Here is a 17,438-nt window from a genome sequence, read left to right on the forward strand (position 1 = left end):
GTGGCTGACCCGCCGCACCAACCCGTCGGCCCCGCACTCGCGGGAGTTGCTCCACCGTCACCGAGTCCACCGCCGACACCGTCATATCGGCCGGTCGAACCACGCGCCCGTCGCCGCCGTCCTCGGCCAACTCGCCCAACGCAGACAGGAGTTCGCCGGGGCGGTCAGGTTCGACCCGGTGCCGGCAGGAGGCGGTCCGGCGGTGGCGGGTCGAGCGAGGCGGTGAGGCGGTGGCGGAGTCGGACTGCGACTCTGCGGTCGACGACGTGGTGGAGGGCCGCGGACAGCAGCAGGGAGAACAGCAGCCCGGCGAGGACGGCGGGGAGCAGGCCGAGGCCGGGCGCGACCTTGATCACGCCTCGGGCCACGGGTATGCCCAGGCTCTGGTGGACCAGGTAGAACGGGTAGGTGAGCGCGCCGGCGTAGACCAGGGTCCGCCAACGCAGTCGTCCCAGCGGTCCGGGTCCGGCGAGGGCCAGCGCGGCCAGGAACGCGGTCAGCAGGGCCGCGCAGACCGCCCAGCCGGGGCTGTCGCCCCGGTCGGCGGGCACGGCGTGCTCGGCGACGCGCTCACCGAGCAGGGTGAGGGTGTAGCACCAGGCGAAGCCCGTCAGCAGCCACAGCATCAGGTTCGGCCCGAAGCGGTACATGAGGTAGAGGGCGATCCCGGCGACGAACAGGCCGGCGTAGCGCGGCAGCAGGATCTCCTCCAGGACCGCGGAGTGGAGTTCGCGGCCGATGGCGGCGAGGGTGAGCCAGAGGAAGCAGAAGGCGATGGTCCGCCGGTAGGTGAGGCCGACCAGCATGAGGACGGCCATCAGCAGGTAGAACCGGGCTTCGACCCACAGCGTCCAGGCGACGCCGTCGGTGGCCTCCAGGCCGAGCGGGCCGGGCATCATGGTCAGGTTGCCGAGGCTGGTGCGCAGGTCGGTCGGGATCGAGGGCTCCAGTCCGCCGAGGGCCGCCACCGCCCCCGAGCCGAGGATCAGCGCCACGACCGCCCAGTAGAGCGGGAAGAGGCGCGTCACCCGGGAGACCGCGAACTGGGCGGGGGTCCGTCCCCAGCAGCTCATGCAGATGGCGAAGCCGCTGAGCAGGAAGAACGCTTCGACGCCGAGCCAGCCGTAGCTGCTGATCCGGTGCAGGACGGGCAGGGCCTGCGGCAGGTCGAAGCGGCCCCAGAAGTCGGGGGTCGGCGTGCCCAGGTAGTGGTAGGCGGCGACGGCAAGCGCGGCGAGCAGCCGCAGCGCGTCGACGGCGGCGAGGCGGGCGCCGTGCGCGGCGGGGCGCGGCGGGCGGAGCGGGAGGAGGGCCGGTGCGGGCCCGGTGCGGGCAGGAGCAGGGAGCTGAGTGGACATGGCAGTGCCGCTCTTCGGTGGGAGGGTGGTTCGGTGTGGGTCGGCGCAGGGCGGGATGGTTCGGGATGGTTCGGCGCGGGTCGGCGTGACAGCGAGTCACAACCGGTTGCGGGTCACAGCCGGTCGCACGTCACAGCCGGTTGCGGCGGATGCTGCGATAGGCCGCCGCGAGCAGTGCCGCCGCGAGTGCGACCATCAGCGCGCCCTGCGTCCACTGCATCGGCCAGAGTTGACCGGCGGAGTGGTAGACGTCGAGGGTGCGGGAGTCCGCCGGGCATCCGGAGTCCGGGCACTGCGCGTACGGCAGCCGGTGTCCGTCGGACGTGAGGACGCCGTCCCAGAGCAGCCAGTCGTCGGGGCTCAGGTCGTAGCCGTGCGGGGGGAATCGGGTGAGCTGCGGCTGGAGCCAGCGGCGCAGCCAGGTCAGCAGGACGGTGAGGCCGGCGTGGCCGAGGATCGTGATGCCGATGGCGGGGACGGTGCGCCGGATCAGGCTGCCGGTCAGGACGCCGAGGGCGAAGGCCAGCAGGGTGGCGGCGGCCAGTACGGGGCCGAAGGCGTTGTACGGCAGGGCGTCGAAGCCCGAGGAGCCGTAGGCGAGCGCGGGGGTGGCGGCGGCGTGGATCCGGGTTCCGAGGAGTGCGGCGACGGCGCCGATGGTGGTGGCCGCGCCGCCGAGGACGATCAGGTGGCTGGTCAGCCAGCGCCGGCGCGGCACGGACTGGGTCCAGGCGAGGCGGTGGGTGCCGTGTTCGTACTCCCGGGCGAGCAGTGGTGCGCCGAGCAGGGCGCCGACCAGGACGGGGACGGCCAGCAGCGCGAACTGCACCTGCTGGGTGGTCTGGAGGGCCTGGCCGACCGGGTCGGCAAGCGAGGAGCAGGCGTCGGTGAAGACGCGGCCCCGGCAGCCGGTCCGGTTCAGGGCGGTCTGGACGTCCGCGGTGGTGGCGGCGGTCCGCAGCGCCCAGGCGGACAGCGCCGCGAGGCAGATCGCGGCGGCGGCCAGCACGGTGCGGTGCTGGCGGACGGCGGTGCGGACGAGTGCGCGGTGCGGTATGCGGGGCGGGCGGGGGCGCGGCGGCCGGAGCCGGATCGGCACCAGCCGTGGCGTGGCCGTGCTCATGCGATCGGTTCCGCGATCAGGCCCGTTCGCGGCAGCGGCCGCATGGAGGGGGCCAGCCAGGAGTCCGCCCGGGGCGAGCGCACGTAGGCGATGACCAGTTCCTCCAGGGTGGGGTGGTCGTCCTCGTCTCCCGGCCGGGCGGGTCCGTCGGTGATCCGGACCAGGGCGGTGCCGTGGCTCGCGGAGCCGTAGAGCTCCACCGGTTCCGCGCTGTCCGGCATCCGGTCGGCCGGGCCGAGGTAGCGGTGTGCGGCCAGCAGTTCGGTGGTCTGTCCGGCCAGCCGGACCCGGCCGGCGTCGATGAGCAGGAGGTGGTCGGCGGCCTCGTCCAGGTCGGCGAGGACGTGGGAGGAGAGCAGCACGGTGCAGTCGCCGTCGGCGACGTCGGCGAGCAGCAGGCCCATGACGGCGCGGCGGACGAAGGGGTCGAGGTCGGCGAGGGGTTCGTCCAGCAGCAGCAGGCGGGGGGTGGTGGCGTGGGCGAGGGCCAGCCGTACCAGGGTGCGCTGCCCGCCGGAGAGGGTGCCGGCCCGGGCGGTGAGCGGTACGCGGCCCAGGTCCAGCAGTTCCTGGGCGCGGGCCCGGTCCCAGCGGGCGTTGAGCGACCGGCCGGAGTCGAGGAGTTCGGCGACCTTCAACTGCCGGTAGAGGGAGCGTTCCTGGTCGACGTGGGCGATGTCGGCGAGCATCGTCTCGCTGTCGGAGGGCTGCCCGAGCACGGTCAGCCGTCCCTCGGTGGGGCGGACCAGGCCGGCGGCGGCGGACAGCAGCAGGCTCTTGCCGGCGCCGTTGGGGCCGACCACGCCGCAGACCGCCCCGGTGGGTACGCGGAAGGAGCAGTCGGCGAGCAGGTGCGGGTCGTTCGCCCGGCGGGGGTGGCGGATGCCGAGGCCGAGGGCTTCGACCGCCGTCCGTCGGCCGGTCATCGCGGCAGTTCCGGTTCGGCCTGCTGCGGGAGGCGGGCGTCGACCGCGGCGCCGGCGAGCGCCAGGACGTCCTCGCGGTCGAGCCCGAGTTCGGCGGCCCGGTCCACCCAGGCGTCCAGTTCCTCGCGCAGCCCGGAGCCGGCGATGGTCTCGGCCCGGCCGAGCGAGCGGACCACGAACGTTCCGAGGCCCTGCCGCGATTCGACCAGCCCGGCCCGCTGGAGTTCCTGGTAGGCCCTCAGCACGGTGTTGGGGTTGATCGCGGTGGCGGCGACCACGTGCCGGGCGGTGGGCAGTTTGTCGCCGGGGCGGAGCAGGCCCAGCCGCAGGGCCTGCTCGGTCTGCTGCACGATCTGCTGGTAGGCGGGCATGCTGCTGCCGCGCCGCAGGCGGTACTCCATCAGGAACCTACTTTCACTAATTAATTAGTGAAAGTAGGTTCCTGATCACTTCCGTGTCAAACCGTCTCCTCCTTCGCCGCGCGGCCCTCCCTGCCAAAAAATTTCAGGTGGCCAGGAAGCGTTCGTGGAACAGCCGGCAGCCCGGGGCGGCGCGGCGTACCGCGTCGACCATCGGCGGCGGCCCGCAGACGTACAGGTCGGGGGCGGGGCCGGTGTGGTCGGCCAGCGCCCGGGCGAGCAGGTCGGCGGGGGTGCCGACCGGGCCCGACCAGCCGTCGTCCGACTCGCGTACGCACAACTCGTGGGAGAAGCCCGGGAGTTCGGCGGCGACGGCGTCGAGTTCGGCGGCGCCGAACAGGTCGGCGGGCGTGTTGGCGCCGAGGAACAGCCGGGTCGGCTGCGGGTCCTGCCACTCCGCCGCCTGCCGGGCCATCGCGAGCAGCGGGGCCAGGCCGGTGCCGCCGGCCAGCAGCCAGCGCGGGCGCAGCCCGGTCTCGTGGAGGCCGAAGGCGCCCTGCGGGCCGTGGACGGTGAGCGGGTCGCCGGGTCGGGCCCGCTCGGCGAGGGGTGCGGAGAACGCGCCGTCAGGGCGGTGGCGGAGGTAGAACTCCATCCGGCCGTCCCAGTTGCCGGTGTTGGCGAGCGAGTAGGCGCGGCGGATCCCGGTGCCGGGCCGTTCGAGTTCGACGAACTGGCCGGCGTCGAACTGGCAGTCGGGGCTGTCGGTGAGGGCGAGGACGAGGTGCAGGGTGTCCCGGGCTACGGGGGTGAGCGAGACGATCTCGGCGGCCCGCTGCGGCACGCCGCCGTACAGGATTCGCGACTGCGGGTACGGGAGCGTGGCGGTCAGCGGCCCGCAGGGCACGGTGCGGCACAACAGGACGCCGCCGCCCGGGAGTTCGTCGTCCGGGAGGGCGAGCGGGCTGTGCGGGCCGAGGTCGTACGCGCCGGAGGTGACGGTGGCGTGGCAGGAGCCGCAGGTGCCCTGCTTGCAGGAGGCGGGCAGCGCGGCCCCGGCCTCGGCGGCCGCCTCCAGGACGGTGGCGCCGGGTGGGCAGCACAGCTCCAGGCGGGCGCCGTCGGCGGTGGTGAGGACCACCTGGTGGCCGGTCACTTCGCGGCCGGTTCCAGCGCGGCGGCGAGGTCGGCGGCCGGTTCCAGCGCGGCGGCGAGGTCGGCGGCCGGGTCGCCGATCACCCGCAGGTCGAAGCGCTGCACGAGGGCGTCCACCAGGTTCGGGGTGAGGAAGCCGGGCAGGCTGGGGCCGAGGTGGATGCCGCGGAGGCCGAGCGCGAGCAGGGCCAGCAGCACGGCGACGGCCTTCTGCTCGGTCCAGGACAGCACCAGCGTCAGCGGCAGGTCGTTCACCTCGCACTCGAACGCCTCCGCGAGGGCCGCCGCGATCCGGATCGCCGAGTGGGTGTCGTTGCACTGGCCGAGGTCGAGCAGCCGCGGGATGCCGTCGATGTCGCCGAACCGGTGCCCGTTGAAGCGGTACTTGGCGCAGCCGAGGGTGAGGACGACGGAGTCGGCGGGCGCGCCGACCGCGAAGTCGGTGTAGTAGTCGCGTCCGGGGGTGGGCCCGTCGCAGCCGCCGACCAGGAAGAAGTGCCGGATCGCGCCGCTGCGGACGGCGGCGGTGACGCGGTCGGCCACGGCGAGGACGGCGTCGGCGCCAAAGCCGACGGTGAGCAGCTGCTCGGGTTCGGCGGCCGCCTCGGCGGTGAAGCCGGGCAGCGCGCGGGCGGCCTGCAGGACGGGCGTGAAGTCGCGCTGCGCGAGGTGGCGCACGCCCGGCCAGCCGACGGGGCCGGTGGTGAAGATCCGGCGGCGGTAGCTGACGTGGGGCTCGACGATGCAGTTGGAGGTCATCAGGATCGGGCCGGGGAACGCGGCGAACTCGCGCTGCTGGTCCTGCCAGGCGCCGCCGTAGTTGCCGACCAGGTGCGGGTAGGCCTTGAGCAGCGGGTAGGCGTGCGCGGGCAGCATCTCGCCGTGGGTGTAGACGTTGACGCCCTGGCCGGTGGTCTGCTCCAGCAGCTGTTCCAGGTCGTTCAGGTCGTGGCCGCTGACCAGGATCGCCTTGCCCTCGACGGGGGTGGTGCGCACGGCGGTGGGCTGCTGGGCACCGTACGCGCCGGTGTTGGCGGCGTCCAGGAGTTCCATGACGGTCAGGTTGAGCCGGCCGAGGCCGACGGCGCGTTCGAGCAGGTCGGCGGCGTCGGCGGGCTCGCCGGCCAGGTGGGCGAGGGCGTTCTCGACGCCGGCGAACACCTCGGCGCTCTCCTTGCCGAGGACGTGCGCGTGGTGGGCGTACGCGCAGACGCCCTTGAGGGCGTACAGGTGCAGGGAGCGCAGGCCGACGACGTCCGGTCCGACCAGGGCGAGGCCGGTGTCGACGCGGACCTCGGCGGCCTGCCGGGCGAACTCGTCGGGGTCGTCGGCGGGCTGCCAGGCGGCGGGGCCGGCGAGTGCGCGGGGCTCTTCCCCGGCGGCGCGGGCGGCCCGTTCGTAGGCGGCGCGGGCGCGGTCGCGGTGGGCGACGGCCTGCTGGATCAGCGCGCCGAACCGGGACGGGTTGAAGTTGACGTTGGTGAGGGTGGTGAAGACCGCGAACAGCAGGAACCGGGCGGCCTCGTCGTCCGGAGCTCCGAGCGTGCGCGCCTCGGCGGCGTACTGCGCGACGCCCTTCGCCGCGTGGATCAGCAGGTCCTGCAGGTCGGACGTCGCGGCGTCCTTGCCGCAGTTGCCGATCGCGCCCGCGCACCCGGGAACCGTCCCGGTACGGTCGGTCTGCTCGCACTGGTAACAGAACATTGCGGTCCTCCTGGACTCCGTACACCTCGCCCCGGGGCCGACGGACCCCACGCACGGGCGTGCCTCCACGCTACGAATCCGGCGGCCGGCCGCCGTAGGTCCCGGACGTCCCGCCGCCCGGGGCCGTCCGTCCCCGCTCCGCCGGCGCCGGTGGGCCGCAAGTCCCTTGCCGGGTCTGCCGATCGGCCTTCGGCGGACGGTTCGTTACCGCTGGATGAACAGCGTTGTGCGCGGCCGAGGTGCGGGGTTACGGTGCGACGGAGACGGTGGCGGAGGAGGTGGCGGCGGTGCGGTTCGTGCACACAGGCAGGGCCGTCGCCCGCCCGGGGTGGGTGTTGGCCGCCCGGCTGCACGTCGATCTGCTGCGGGTGAGCACCGCGCTCTGTCCGGCGCCCGCGCCCGCCGTCTGAGCTGCCGTCCCCCGGCCGTCGACGCGTCCGGCTCTCGCCCTTCACTTCCCTTCCCTTTCCGTGACCCGTGAACAGGAACGGTTCGCCATGCCCGAATCCACGTCCACCTCCCTGCATTTGGCCGTCGCGCTGGACGGCGCCGGCTGGCACCCCGCCGCGTGGCGGGAGCCCGAGGCCCGGCCCGAGGAGCTGTTCACCGCCCGGTACTGGGCGGACCTGGCGGCGGAGGCCGAGCGGGGTCTGCTGGACCTGCTGACCTTCGAGGACGGCCTGAGCCTCCAGTCCGACGAGCCGTTCGCGCCGGACGCCCGCACCGACCGGGTGCGGGGCCGGCTGGACTCGGTGCTGGTCGCGGCCCGGATCGCGCCGCTGACCCGGCACATCGGGCTGGTGCCGACCTCGGTCGTCCCGTACACCGAGCCGTTCCACCTCTCCAAGGCCGTCGCCACCCTGGACTTCGTCAGCACCGGCCGGGCCGGCCTGCGGGTGAAGATCTCCGGACGCCCGGACGAGGCCGCCCACTTCGGCCGCCGCCGGGCCCCCGACCTGACCCGATCCGACGTGCTGGCCGAGGAGTTGGCGGAGGCGGCGGACTACGTCGAGGTGCTGCGCCGGCTCTGGGACAGCTGGGAGGACGACGCGGAGATCCGCGACGCCGCGACCGGCCGGTTCGTCGACCGGGACAAGCTGCACTACATCGACTTCGCCGGGCCGAGGTTCCGGGTGCGCGGCCCGTCGATCACCCCGCGCCCGCCGCAGGGGCAGCCGCTGGTCGCGTCCCTGGCGCACGGCCCGGAGACGTTCCAACTCGCCGGTGGATCGGCCGACTTGGCGTTCATCACCCCGCCCGACCCGGACGCCGCCCGTGCCGCGCTGGCCGCGATCCGCGCCGCGCAGCACGCCGCCGGACGCGACGCCGAGACCGTGCACGTCTTCGCCGACCTGGCGGTGTTCCTGGACGAGCGCCCCGGCGCGGCCGCCGACCGGCTGGCCCGGCTGAACGGGCTCGCCGGCGCCGAGTACCGCGGCGACGCCCGGATCTTCACCGGCACGGCCGCCGAACTCGCCGACCTGATCGAGGAGTTGGCCGCCACCGGCGTGACGGGCTTCCGGCTCCGCCCGGGCGCGCTGCCGTACGACCTGGAGCGGATCACCCGCGACCTGGTGCCGGAGCTCCAGCGCCGCGGCCGCTTCCGCGCCGCCTACGGGGCGTCCACCCTGCGCGGCCTGCTCGGCCTGCCGCGCCCCGCCAACCGCTACGCGCCCGCCGCCACCGTCTGACGCCCGGAAGGATCCCACCGACCATGACCGATGAGGCCCGCAAGCCCGTCAAGCAGATCCACCTGGCCGCGCACTTCCCGGGCGTGAACAACACCACGGTGTGGAGCGACCCGGCGGCCGGCAGCCAGATCGAGTTCGCGTCCTTCGCGCACTTCGCGCGCACCGCCGAGCGCGCCAAGTTCGACTTCCTGTTCCTCGCCGAGGGCCTGCGGCTGCGCGAACAGAACGGCCGGATCTACGAGTTGGACGTGGTCGGCCGGCCCGACACGTTCACCGTGCTGGCGGCGCTGGCGGCCGTCACCGAGCGGCTCGGCCTGGCCGGCACCATCAACTCGACGTTCAACGAACCGTACGAGGTGGCCCGGCAGTTCGCCTCGCTGGACCATCTGTCGGCGGGCCGTTCGGCGTGGAACGTGGTCACCTCCTGGGACGCCTTCACCGGGGAGAACTTCCGGCGCGGCGGCTTCCTGCGGGAGGAGGACCGGTACGCCCGGGCCCGGCAGTTCCTGGAGGCGTCCTGGCAGCTGTTCGACTCCTGGCGCGGCGACGAGCTGCGCGCCGACCGCGCCTCGGGCGCCTTCCTGGGCGACCCGGACGCGGGCCGGTTCGCGCACCGTTCCGACGAGTTCGACATCGCGGGGCGGTTCGACGTGCCGCGCAGCCCGCAGGGCCGTCCGGTGATCTTCCAGGCGGGCGACTCCGACCAGGGCCGCGAGTTCGCCGCCGCCTCCGCCGACGCGATCTTCTCCCGGCACGGCACGCTGACCGCCGGTCAGGCGTTCTACGCGGACGTGAAGGGCCGACTGGCCCGGTACGGGCGGCAGTGGGACGAACTGAAGATCCTCCCGGCGGTGACGTTCGCGCTCGGCGACACCGACGCCGAGGCGCACGAGCGGGCGGCGCTGATCCGCCGTCAGCAGGTCGGCGGGCAGACCGCGATCCGGCTGCTGGAGCAGGTGTGGAACCGCGACCTGTCCGACCTCGACCCGGACGGGCCGCTCCCCGCGCAGGACCCGCTGCTCGGCGAGCACACCGTCGCGCAGGGCCGCGCCTCGGTACGGATGAACCGCGACCCGCTGGCCGTCGCCCGCGAGTGGCGGCAGATCGCCGAGGCGAAGCGGCTGTCCGTCCGCGAGCTGATCGTCGAGGTGACGGGCCGCCAGTCGTTCATCGGCACTCCGGCCCGGGTCGCCGAGGAGATGAACCGTTTCGTCCAGCAGGACGCGAGCGACGGCTTCATCCTCGCCCCGCACCTCACCCCGACCGGCCTGGACGAGTTCGCCGACAAGGTCGTCCCGCTGCTCCAGGAACGCGGCGTCTTCCGCACCGAGTACCGGGGCGCCACCCTCCGCGACCACCTGGGCCTGGCCCCGCTGCGACCGGCCTCCCGCGCGTCTCGTCCGCGTTGATCCGTTGTTGATCGGCGGGGGCCACCATGGCGGACGTGCCGGTCCCGGGGGTGGGTTCGACGGGTGATCGGCCGTCAGTTTCGGCGCGGTCCCCGTCGCGGGGCCGCCGGGATCATGGGTGGAACCGATCATGCGCATCCGTCAGCTCTCCGCCGCGACCGCCGTGGTGGCGGCCCTGGGCGTGTCCCTCACCGCGTGCGCCGAGCAGCGGCCGTCCGGTCCGGTCGCCGCGGCCGGACCGGTGGCCCCGGTCGCGGCGGAGCTCCCGCTCTCGCCCGTCCTGGAGAGCACCCCGTCCGCGCCCGCTGCCTCCGCGCCCGCCGCTTCCGCCCCGGCCGGGACGCGCCGGTGCACGGCGGCGGACCTGCGGGCGACGGTCTCGGCGGGTGCGGCGGCGACGGCCTCGGACGGGCCGGTGGTGGAGCGGATCGAGCTGGCCAACCGCGGCGCGTCCACCTGCACCCTGCAGGGCTTCCCGGGCGTCGACCTGGTGAGCGACGGCACCACCTGGAGCCTGCCCCGGGCCCGCGCGGCGCAGACCCGGCCGGTGACCCTGCCGCCCGGCGGGACGGCGTACGTCCTGATCGACTACCTGCCGTACCGGGGGCGCGGGCAGCGCGGCCAGAACGAGTTCAAGGTCACCTCGATGGTGCTGACGCCGCCGGGCGACACCGGGCACCTCACCGTCCACTGGGAGGGCGCCAACCCCCAGGACCGCCGCGCCGCACAGCAACCCGGCACCCAGGTCCGGCCGATCGCCCCCACCCGCTGAGCCATCCATCCGGGCGGGTCAGGGGCCGAACAGGGCCTGCGGGTCGGACGGGGCCTGCGGGTCGGGGCGCAGCGCGCCGAGGACGGGGAGCATGGTGACGGGCGCGAGCTTGACCACCGTCCCGGTGTGCGGGGCGTGGACGACGGTGCCGCCGCCCAGGTAGAGGGCGATGTGGCCGGCGTCGTGGTGGTAGACGATCAGGTCGCCGGGGCGCAGTTCGCGCAGCGGGATGCGCGGAAGGGCGGCCCACTGCTCCTCGCTGGTGCGCGGGATGCCGATGCCGCCGGCCTGCCAGGCCTGCGAGGTGAGGCCGGAGCAGTCGAACGCGTCGGGGCCGGCGCCGCCCCACAGGTACGGTTTGCCGAGTTGGGCGAGGGCGAAGGCGACGGCCCGCCGGCCGCCCCGGGAGGCGCTTCCGCCCGGTCCGAACACCCCTGCGGCGAGGGCCTGTTGGCGGGCCTGGTCGGCGCGGTCGCCGTCCTGCCGTTCCAGTAGTTCGAGTTGGTCGGCGGGGGTGGTGTCGAGCAGGCGGGCGGTGCGGTCGGCGGCGGTGCGGGCCTCGGTCATGGCCTGTTGGGCGTCCTTCGCGGCGGCGGCCGCCGACTCCTCGGCCTGCCGGGCCTGTTCGGCGGCGAGGACGAACCGTTCGCGGGCCTGGCGCAGGTCGTTCAGCACCTCGGCGGCGGTGTGGGCCCGTTCGAACTCCCGTTGGCGGTGGCCGAGGACGTCCTCGGGGCGGTCGGAGAGGAAGAGCCGCGCGAGCGAGCCGAGTGCGCCGAGCGGGCCGTTGCGGTACTGCTCGGCGACCAGTTCGGCGGCCTGCGCCTCGGCCTCGACGACCTTGGCCCGCTCCTGTTCGGCCCGGTTCGCCGCGTCCGCCGATTCCCTTTGCTTGCTGCCGAGTTGGGCCTCGGCGGCGGTGGAGCGCTGCTCGGCCGACTCGGCGCTGTGCCGGGCGTCGGCGAGGTCGTGGGCGAGTTGGTCGAGCGCCGTTCCGGCGGTCGCGCTGTCGGGTGGGGGCGCCGGTTCGGCGGCGCCGGGTGCGGCGGCGGCGACCAGCAGCGCCACGGCGAGCGGAAGCACCGCTGACCGCCAGGACCGGGGGGTGCCACGGGACATGGGAGTGCACCGTCCTCGCTCGAAGTGCGATGAAATGCCTCGAATGCGTCATCCACCGGACGCCGCGCACCCGTTGGACGATCAAAACCCCCGCCACTCTGGCACCCGCCCCGCCGACTCCCCCGCAACCGACGCTCGGACGGCACCGTCCTCACCCGCCCGGCCCAGCCTGTCGGCGGCCCGTGCCATGCTCGGCCGTCATGGACAACCAGCAGTTCTGGCAGCTGATCGACCAGGCCCGCGCGCAGGCCCCGGACCCCGACGGCGGGAACGACGACGGAAACGGCGACGGCAACGCCGTCGCCGAGCGGGCGGTGGCGCTGCTCGCGCTGCGCCCCGCCGCCGAGATCGTCGCCGCCCAGGAGGCCCTCGACCGTCTGATGGCCGACTCCTATCTGGCCCCACTCTGGGCCGCTGCTTATCTGATCAACGGCGGCTGTTCCGACGACGGCTTCGACTACTTCCGCGGCTGGCTGATCACCCAGGGCCGCGAGACCTTCGAACGCGCCCTCGCCGACCCCGACACCCTCGCCGCCCTCCCGTCCGTCCGCGCATGTGCACGGGACGGCCTCGACATCGAGTGCGGGGACGTCCTCTCCCTCGCCTGGACCGCCCACCGTGCGGCCACCTCCACCGAGCTCCCGCAGTCCTCCGGCCCGACCCCGCCCTGGCCGAGCCTGGACCCGGACTGGGACTTCGACCTCGACGACAGCGCGGAGCTGGCCCGCCGCCTGCCCCGCCTGTCGGCGCTCTACCCCGCCTGAGGCGTCCCGCCGGAACACGGCGGCGGCCGTCGCCGGTGCGGACCCGACGGGAACGGGCCGTCCTGCGCCGACTTCCCGCCCGTCTCCCCGACCGGCGGCCCTGCGGTGGGCGTGCGGGTCGATCGCGCGGCTACGGTGGGCGAATGACTGTTCGTCGGAGTTCCGGCTACCTGGGGGCGGCGGGCGCGTTCGCCGTGTGCATGGCGGGGACGACGTTGCCCACGCCGCTGTACGGGCTGTACCAGGAGCAGATCGGGTTCTCCGAGCTGATGGTGACGGTGGTGTTCGCCGTCTACGCGTTCGGGGTGATCGGCGTGCTGCTGCTGGTCGGCAACGTCTCGGACCAGGTGGGGCGGCGGCCGGTGCTGCTGGTCGGCCTCGGCTGCGCGGCGGCGGCCGCGGTCGCGTTCCTCGCCGAGCAGGGGCTGCCGCTGCTGTTCGTGGGCCGGCTGCTGTCCGGTTTCTCGGCGGGCCTGTTCACCGGCACCGCCACCGCGTACGTCCTGGAACTCGCCCCGTCCGGGCGCGGGGCCCGCGCCGGTTTCGTCGCCACCGCCGCGAACATGGGCGGCCTCGGCCTCGGCCCGCTGCTGTCCGGGCTGCTCGCCGAGTACACCTCCCACCCGCTGACGCTCCCCTACCTGGTCCATCTGGCCCTGCTCGCCGCCTCGTTCGCCGTCACCTGGGCCCTGCCCGAGACCGTGGCCGCCGCCCGCCCGCTGCGCGAGGCCCGTCCCCGCCGGCCGAGCCTGCCGCCGCAGGTCCGCGGCGTCTTCGTGCCCTCCGCGATCGCCGCGTTCGCCGGGTTCGCGCTGCTCGGCGTCTTCACCTCCGTCACGCCGGCGTTCCTCGCGCAGGACCTCGACGTGCACAACCACGCCGCCGTCGGCGCGATCGTCTTCCTGGCGTTCTTCGCCTCCACCGCCGGCCAGCTCCTCGTCCCCCGCCTCGGCGCGTCCCGCGCCATCCCGCTCGGCTGCCTGGTCCTGATCGCCGGCCTCGCGCTCCTCGCCCTCTCCCTCGCCACCGAGACCCTCCTCCCCCTCGTACTCGCCGCGCTCGTCGGCGGCGCCGGCCAGGGCATGGGCCTGCGCGGCGCCGTCGGACAGGTCGCCGACGCCTCCCCGCCCGAGGCCCACGGCGGCGTCCTCTCCGCCCTCTTCGTCGTCGCCTACTTCGGCATCTCCATCCCCGTCATCGGCATCGGCCTCCTCACCGGCCCACTCGGCCTCACCCACGCCGCCCTGATCTTCACCGCCTGCATGGCCGCCCTCGCCGCCGCCTCCGGCATCTACCTCCTCCGCCACCGCACACCCTGACCGGCCGTTCAGCCCCTCGCGCCCCGGATCCATCAACTCCACCGCCACCGCCCCCACCACGAACTCCCCCATCGCTCCCGGCAATCGGTCCTGCGCCAGGCACCCGACCCCGACCTGACGGTCGACTGCATCTACGAGGCAACCGAAGTGTCTTTCTCCGACCGCCCGTTGGCGACATCCGGAGATGACCTGGACTCCCTAGGCGGCCTTCGCGAGCCCGCTCGCCGCCGCGGTGACGGACTGCGGGAAGGCGAAGACTCCGTCGGGGTCGTACCGGCAGGCGACTGACTGTAGGCGGGGCAGGTTCTCGCCGTAGTAGGCGTGTCCCCAGTCCGGCAGGGTGGCGTCGATGTAGTTGACGTAGCCGCCGTGCGCGCCGAGGCGGGCGAGGCCGTCGCGGATCGCGTCGACGGTGGCCTTCACGCGGGCCTCGGTGGCGGGGGTGGCGCCCGCGTAGATCTGGGCGCTGGCGAGCGAGTGCCGGTGGGGGAAGGCGGTGGCGTCCGGGGCGAGGTCGGCGACTGCGCCGCCGAGCGAGTCGAGCAGCAGGTCGACGCCACTGTGACCGGTCATCAGCTCGGTGACCTTCGCCGGGTCGACCGGCCGGGGGCCGAGCATCCGGGAGACCGCGACGAACCCGGTCCGGGTGAGCCGGCCGCCCTCCCAGGTGGGGTGGCACTCGGCGATGGTGTCCTTCGAGCAGCCCGCCATGTACTTCATCGCCGCCAGGTAGTCCTTGGACGCGACGGTGCGGCTGGTCGGCGTGGTCGCGGCGGCCTTCACCAGCCGGTCGACCTGCTGGTTCGCGCCGTCCGGGTCGCCGACCCAGCAGCCGACGACCCGGCAGCTCGGCGGGTTGCCGCCGGCGATCTGGCAGCTCGCCCAGAGCTCCTCGGGCGCGCCGGCCACCCACGGCTGCCACGCGCCGAGCACCTGCGGCACCGACCCGGCGGGGAACGCCAGCGAGATGACGGTCAGGGCGGGCGCGGGCGCGGTGTCGAAGCTGAACCGGGTGACCACGCCGAAGTTTCCGCCACCGCCGCCGCGCAGCGCCCAGTACAGGTCCTCGTCGCCGGCGGGCGAGGCGGTGTGCAGGGCGGAGTCGGCGGTGACGACCTGCGCGGCGCCGAGCCGGTCGCAGGTCAGACCGTACTTGCGGGCCAGCACGCCGATGCCGCCGCCGAGGGTGAGCCCGCCGACGCCGACGGTCGGGCAGCTCCCGGCGGGCAGCAGCCGGCCCGCCGCGGCGAGGCCCGCGTACACCTCGATCAGCCGGGCGCCCGCGCCGACGTGCGCCGTCCCGTCCGGGGCGACCTCGACGGCGGCCATGCCGCGCAGGTCGATCACCAGGCCCCGGTCCGGGACGCTGTAGCCGAGGTAGCTGTGCCCGCCGCTGCGCGCCGCGATCGGGAGGCCGTGGCCGCGCGCCACGTCCAGGCAGGCCCGGACGTCGTCCGCCGAGACGCACTTGGCGACGGCAGCGGGCAGTTGACCGTCGTTCAGCTCGTTGAAGCCGAGCCGCGCCGTCGCGTACCCGGAGTCGGCGGGCAGCACCAGCCGGTCGCCCAGCCGCCGGCGCAGCGCCTGCCAGTCCGGCGGCGCGGCCCGCCACCCGCGCGGCCGCGCGGGGAACGCGGCCACCGCCTGCCCCGTCCCCACGACCAGCCCGGCCGCCGACACCGCGGCGACGGTCAGGAACCGCCGACGATCCATTCCCATGGCGCACCTCTCCGCCCGTACCCGACGCACGGACCTCCTGTCCGCCGATCGTCGCCCTCCCCCACCGCCGGAGCCCGCCGCACTGCACCCATCGGCCCAGCCACTCAGCTCAGCCGGGCTCCCCCGGCAGAACGCCGAGGCGCGCGCCGACCCGCTCGCGCAGCAGCAGGTACTCCTCCCACCGGCGCGGCGGCCGCCCGGGCGGACGTTCGACCACCCGCGCCGCGGTCACCAGCTGCCCGTCGCGGAACTGCTCGCGCGTCAGATCGAGCTCCGCACCGCTCGGCAGCCGGTTCCACCAGTGGAAGCCCTGGCGCTCCCCGCCGAGGTGCACCTCGCCGACCACCAGGTCGCCGCCGAGCAGGTCGTTCACCAGCAGTGCCGTGATGTCGCAGTGCCCCCACGCCGGGTTGTCCGCCTGCCACCCCGCGCGGGCCAGGTCGTCCGGCGAACAGGTGTCGGCGGCCCAACTCGCGCGCAGGGCACGGTCGATGTCGATCAGGTTCCAGATGGCCATCCCCGCAGCATCGCAGCCACCACCGACAGCCCCCGGCGACAGCCCCACCCGCCCCGGACGATCCGCTGCCGGCCCGGGACCGGAGGCCGACGTCGCGGGAGCGCTGCGCGGCTCGAAGTGTCGGCCCGCCCGGGCCTGGTGGCGCGGGCGGGCCGGTGGTGTCAGGGGTTCTTGGTGATGACCAGGACGGTGTAGACCCCGCACTGGGTGCCGTTGACCTGGTTGCCGGCCGTCCAGCCGGCGGGGATCGGGGACGGGCCGCAGACCACCATGCTGGTCTGGGTGGTGATCTTGGTGAGCGTGTACACGGTGTAGACGCCGCACTGGCCGGAGCCGCTGCCGGCGCCGGTGATGACCCAGCCGGTCGGGATCGGGGACTGGCCGCAGACGATGAGACTCGTCTGGGTGGTGACCTTCGTCAACGTATTGATGTTGTACGTGCCGCAGGTCGAACTGCCGCTCTGCACCCCGGTGATCACCCAGCCGGTCGGGACGGTGGACGGGCCGCAGACCTGGAGCGTCGGCTGGTCGGCGAGCTTGACCAGCGAGTACAGCGAGTAGCTGCCGCAGGTCGAGCTGTTCTGCATCGCAGTGATCACCCAGCCGTCCGGGACGCGCGAGTTGCCGCACACCTGGAGCGAGGTCTGGTTGGTCACCAGCATCACCGTGAACGTCCCGTAGGTGCCGCAGGCGGGCGAGTTGGGCTGGACGGCGGTGACCACCCAGCCGGGCTGGATCGCGGACTGGCCGCAGTCCTGCAGGGTCGTCTGGGTGGTGACCTTCAGCAGCGAGTACAGCGGGTAGTTGCCGCAGCCGGCGTTGTTCTGCGAGCTGGTGATCACCCAGCCGTCCTGGATCGGCGAGATCGCGCACGCCTGGTAGGAGGTGGCGGTGGGCGGTATCAGCGTGACGGTGTACGTCCCCCAGGTGCCGCAGGCCGCCGAGACGGTCTCGATCGCGGTGATCACGAAGCCGGGCAGGATCGCCGACTGCGCGCAGTCCTTCAGCGTGGTCTGGGTGGTGACCTTCAGCAGCGAGTACAGCGGGTAACTGCTGCCGCAGGTCGGGCCGTTCTGCATCGCCGTGATCACCCAGCCGGTGGGCACCGGCGAGTTCGAGCAGGCCTGAATGGTGGTGGCGTCGCCCAACTCCGTGATGGTGAACAGCCCGTAGCCGTTGCACCCGCCCCAGTTCGCACCGGTGATCACCCAGCCGGCGGGGACCGGCGTGTAGCCGCAGATCGTCGTGGTCGCACCCTGCTCGACGGCCTGGGCGCTCGGCGCGCCCGTGAGCGGCAACGCGCCGGTGAGCGAGAACGCGCCCAGCAGCACGGCCGCCACCGTGATCCACCTGGTCAGTAGTGTCCGAAGTCCTGTCATCTGCTGCGCCCCTTCTGGTCCGTGTCCGGCGCGCCGAAGCCTGACAGGCCGTCGGGCCCCTGAACAGACCGCCTCCCAACTGCGACGATGCGCCTGCGGAGGGCAGGGAAAGGCCGTTCGCCCA

Annotated in this window: 16 protein-coding genes and 1 CRISPR repeat array (1 of these 17 cut by a window edge); of the genes, 6 read left to right on the forward strand and 10 right to left on the reverse strand. The window is 74.2% G+C overall.

All coding sequences use genetic code 11. The features are described from left to right. A CRISPR array of direct repeats spans positions 1–53; the repeat unit is 29 nt; it begins 220 nt to the left of the window's first position. Between the two features lie 111 nt (positions 54–164). The 6 genes from ACFV4P_RS13790 to hcp all read right to left on the reverse strand — a co-directional run bounded on the left by ACFV4P_RS13790 (position 165) and on the right by hcp (position 6,625). Then, positions 165–1,358, reverse strand: coding sequence for an acyltransferase family protein (locus ACFV4P_RS13790; RefSeq protein ID WP_380470634.1), 1,194 nt, complete (start codon positions 1,356–1,358; stop codon positions 165–167). A gap of 130 nt (positions 1,359–1,488) precedes the next feature. After that, entirely contained in the window at positions 1,489–2,481 is a 993-nt protein-coding gene (locus tag ACFV4P_RS13795) for an ABC transporter permease (RefSeq protein ID WP_380470635.1), read from the reverse strand. Next, positions 2,478–3,407 carry an ATP-binding cassette domain-containing protein gene (locus tag ACFV4P_RS13800; RefSeq protein WP_380470637.1) on the reverse strand — a complete coding sequence of 310 codons (930 nt, stop codon included), beginning with the start codon at positions 3,405–3,407 and terminating at the stop codon, positions 2,478–2,480. The genes ACFV4P_RS13795 and ACFV4P_RS13800 overlap by 4 nt, the downstream gene beginning before the upstream one ends. Continuing rightward, positions 3,404–3,811 carry a GntR family transcriptional regulator gene (locus ACFV4P_RS13805; protein ID WP_380470776.1) on the reverse strand — a complete coding sequence of 136 codons (408 nt, stop codon included), beginning with the start codon at positions 3,809–3,811 and terminating at the stop codon, positions 3,404–3,406. Before ACFV4P_RS13805 ends, ACFV4P_RS13800 begins: the two co-directional genes overlap by 4 nt. A gap of 100 nt (positions 3,812–3,911) precedes the next feature. Beyond that, positions 3,912–4,922, reverse strand: a complete 1,011-nt coding sequence (locus ACFV4P_RS13810) for a 2Fe-2S iron-sulfur cluster-binding protein (protein ID WP_380470639.1) — start codon at positions 4,920–4,922, stop codon at positions 3,912–3,914. Continuing rightward, a complete protein-coding gene (hcp, locus tag ACFV4P_RS13815; protein WP_380470641.1) occupies positions 4,919–6,625 on the reverse strand; it encodes a hydroxylamine reductase in 1,707 nt (568 codons plus the stop codon). The genes ACFV4P_RS13810 and hcp overlap by 4 nt, the downstream gene beginning before the upstream one ends. 296 nt (positions 6,626–6,921) lie before the next feature. On the opposite strand from hcp, the gene ACFV4P_RS13820 reads away from it, so the two are divergent. The 4 genes from ACFV4P_RS13820 to ACFV4P_RS13835 all read left to right on the forward strand — a co-directional run bounded on the left by ACFV4P_RS13820 (position 6,922) and on the right by ACFV4P_RS13835 (position 10,497). Continuing rightward, positions 6,922–7,035: a putative leader peptide gene (locus ACFV4P_RS13820; protein WP_338015811.1), complete on the forward strand. Its 114-nt coding sequence runs from the start codon at positions 6,922–6,924 to the stop codon at positions 7,033–7,035. Between the two features lie 87 nt (positions 7,036–7,122). Next, positions 7,123–8,316 carry an LLM class flavin-dependent oxidoreductase gene (locus tag ACFV4P_RS13825; protein ID WP_380470643.1) on the forward strand — a complete coding sequence of 398 codons (1,194 nt, stop codon included), beginning with the start codon at positions 7,123–7,125 and terminating at the stop codon, positions 8,314–8,316. 23 nt (positions 8,317–8,339) lie between these two features. Continuing rightward, the gene (locus ACFV4P_RS13830; protein ID WP_380470645.1) at positions 8,340–9,725 is read left to right on the forward strand and encodes an NtaA/DmoA family FMN-dependent monooxygenase; all 1,386 of its coding nucleotides are present in this window, start codon (positions 8,340–8,342) and stop codon (positions 9,723–9,725) included. A 130-nt stretch (positions 9,726–9,855) separates the two neighbouring features. Beyond that, entirely contained in the window at positions 9,856–10,497 is a 642-nt protein-coding gene (locus tag ACFV4P_RS13835; RefSeq protein ID WP_380470647.1) for a DUF4232 domain-containing protein, read from the forward strand. 18 nt (positions 10,498–10,515) lie between these two features. On the opposite strand, the gene ACFV4P_RS13840 is transcribed toward ACFV4P_RS13835, so the two are convergent. Further along, positions 10,516–11,616, reverse strand: a complete 1,101-nt coding sequence (locus tag ACFV4P_RS13840; protein ID WP_380470649.1) for an NlpC/P60 family protein — start codon at positions 11,614–11,616, stop codon at positions 10,516–10,518. Between the two features lie 200 nt (positions 11,617–11,816). Between ACFV4P_RS13840 and ACFV4P_RS13845 the strand changes: the two genes are divergently transcribed. Continuing rightward, on the forward strand, positions 11,817–12,380 hold the full coding sequence (locus ACFV4P_RS13845; RefSeq protein WP_380470651.1) for a DUF4240 domain-containing protein: 564 nt from the start codon (positions 11,817–11,819) through the stop codon (positions 12,378–12,380). A 143-nt stretch (positions 12,381–12,523) separates the two neighbouring features. Then, on the forward strand, positions 12,524–13,699 hold the full coding sequence (locus ACFV4P_RS13850) for an MFS transporter (protein ID WP_380470653.1): 1,176 nt from the start codon (positions 12,524–12,526) through the stop codon (positions 13,697–13,699). Between the two features lie 198 nt (positions 13,700–13,897). Here the strand turns inward: ACFV4P_RS13850 and ACFV4P_RS13855 are convergent, their stop codons facing one another. The 3 genes from ACFV4P_RS13855 to ACFV4P_RS13865 form a co-directional block, all read right to left on the reverse strand. Next, the gene (locus ACFV4P_RS13855) at positions 13,898–15,418 is read right to left on the reverse strand and encodes an FAD-binding oxidoreductase (protein ID WP_380470655.1); all 1,521 of its coding nucleotides are present in this window, start codon (positions 15,416–15,418) and stop codon (positions 13,898–13,900) included. Positions 15,419–15,527: 109 nt separating this feature from the next. After that, entirely contained in the window at positions 15,528–15,935 is a 408-nt protein-coding gene (locus tag ACFV4P_RS13860; protein WP_380470657.1) for a hypothetical protein, read from the reverse strand. A gap of 161 nt (positions 15,936–16,096) precedes the next feature. After that, complete coding sequence (locus ACFV4P_RS13865; protein WP_380470658.1) at positions 16,097–17,314, reverse strand: hypothetical protein; 1,218 nt, start codon at positions 17,312–17,314, stop codon at positions 16,097–16,099. Between the last annotated feature and the right edge of the window lie 124 nt (positions 17,315–17,438).

This window comes from Kitasatospora sp. NPDC059795 (genome assembly GCF_042732175.1).
Taxonomy (GTDB): domain Bacteria; phylum Actinomycetota; class Actinomycetes; order Streptomycetales; family Streptomycetaceae; genus Kitasatospora.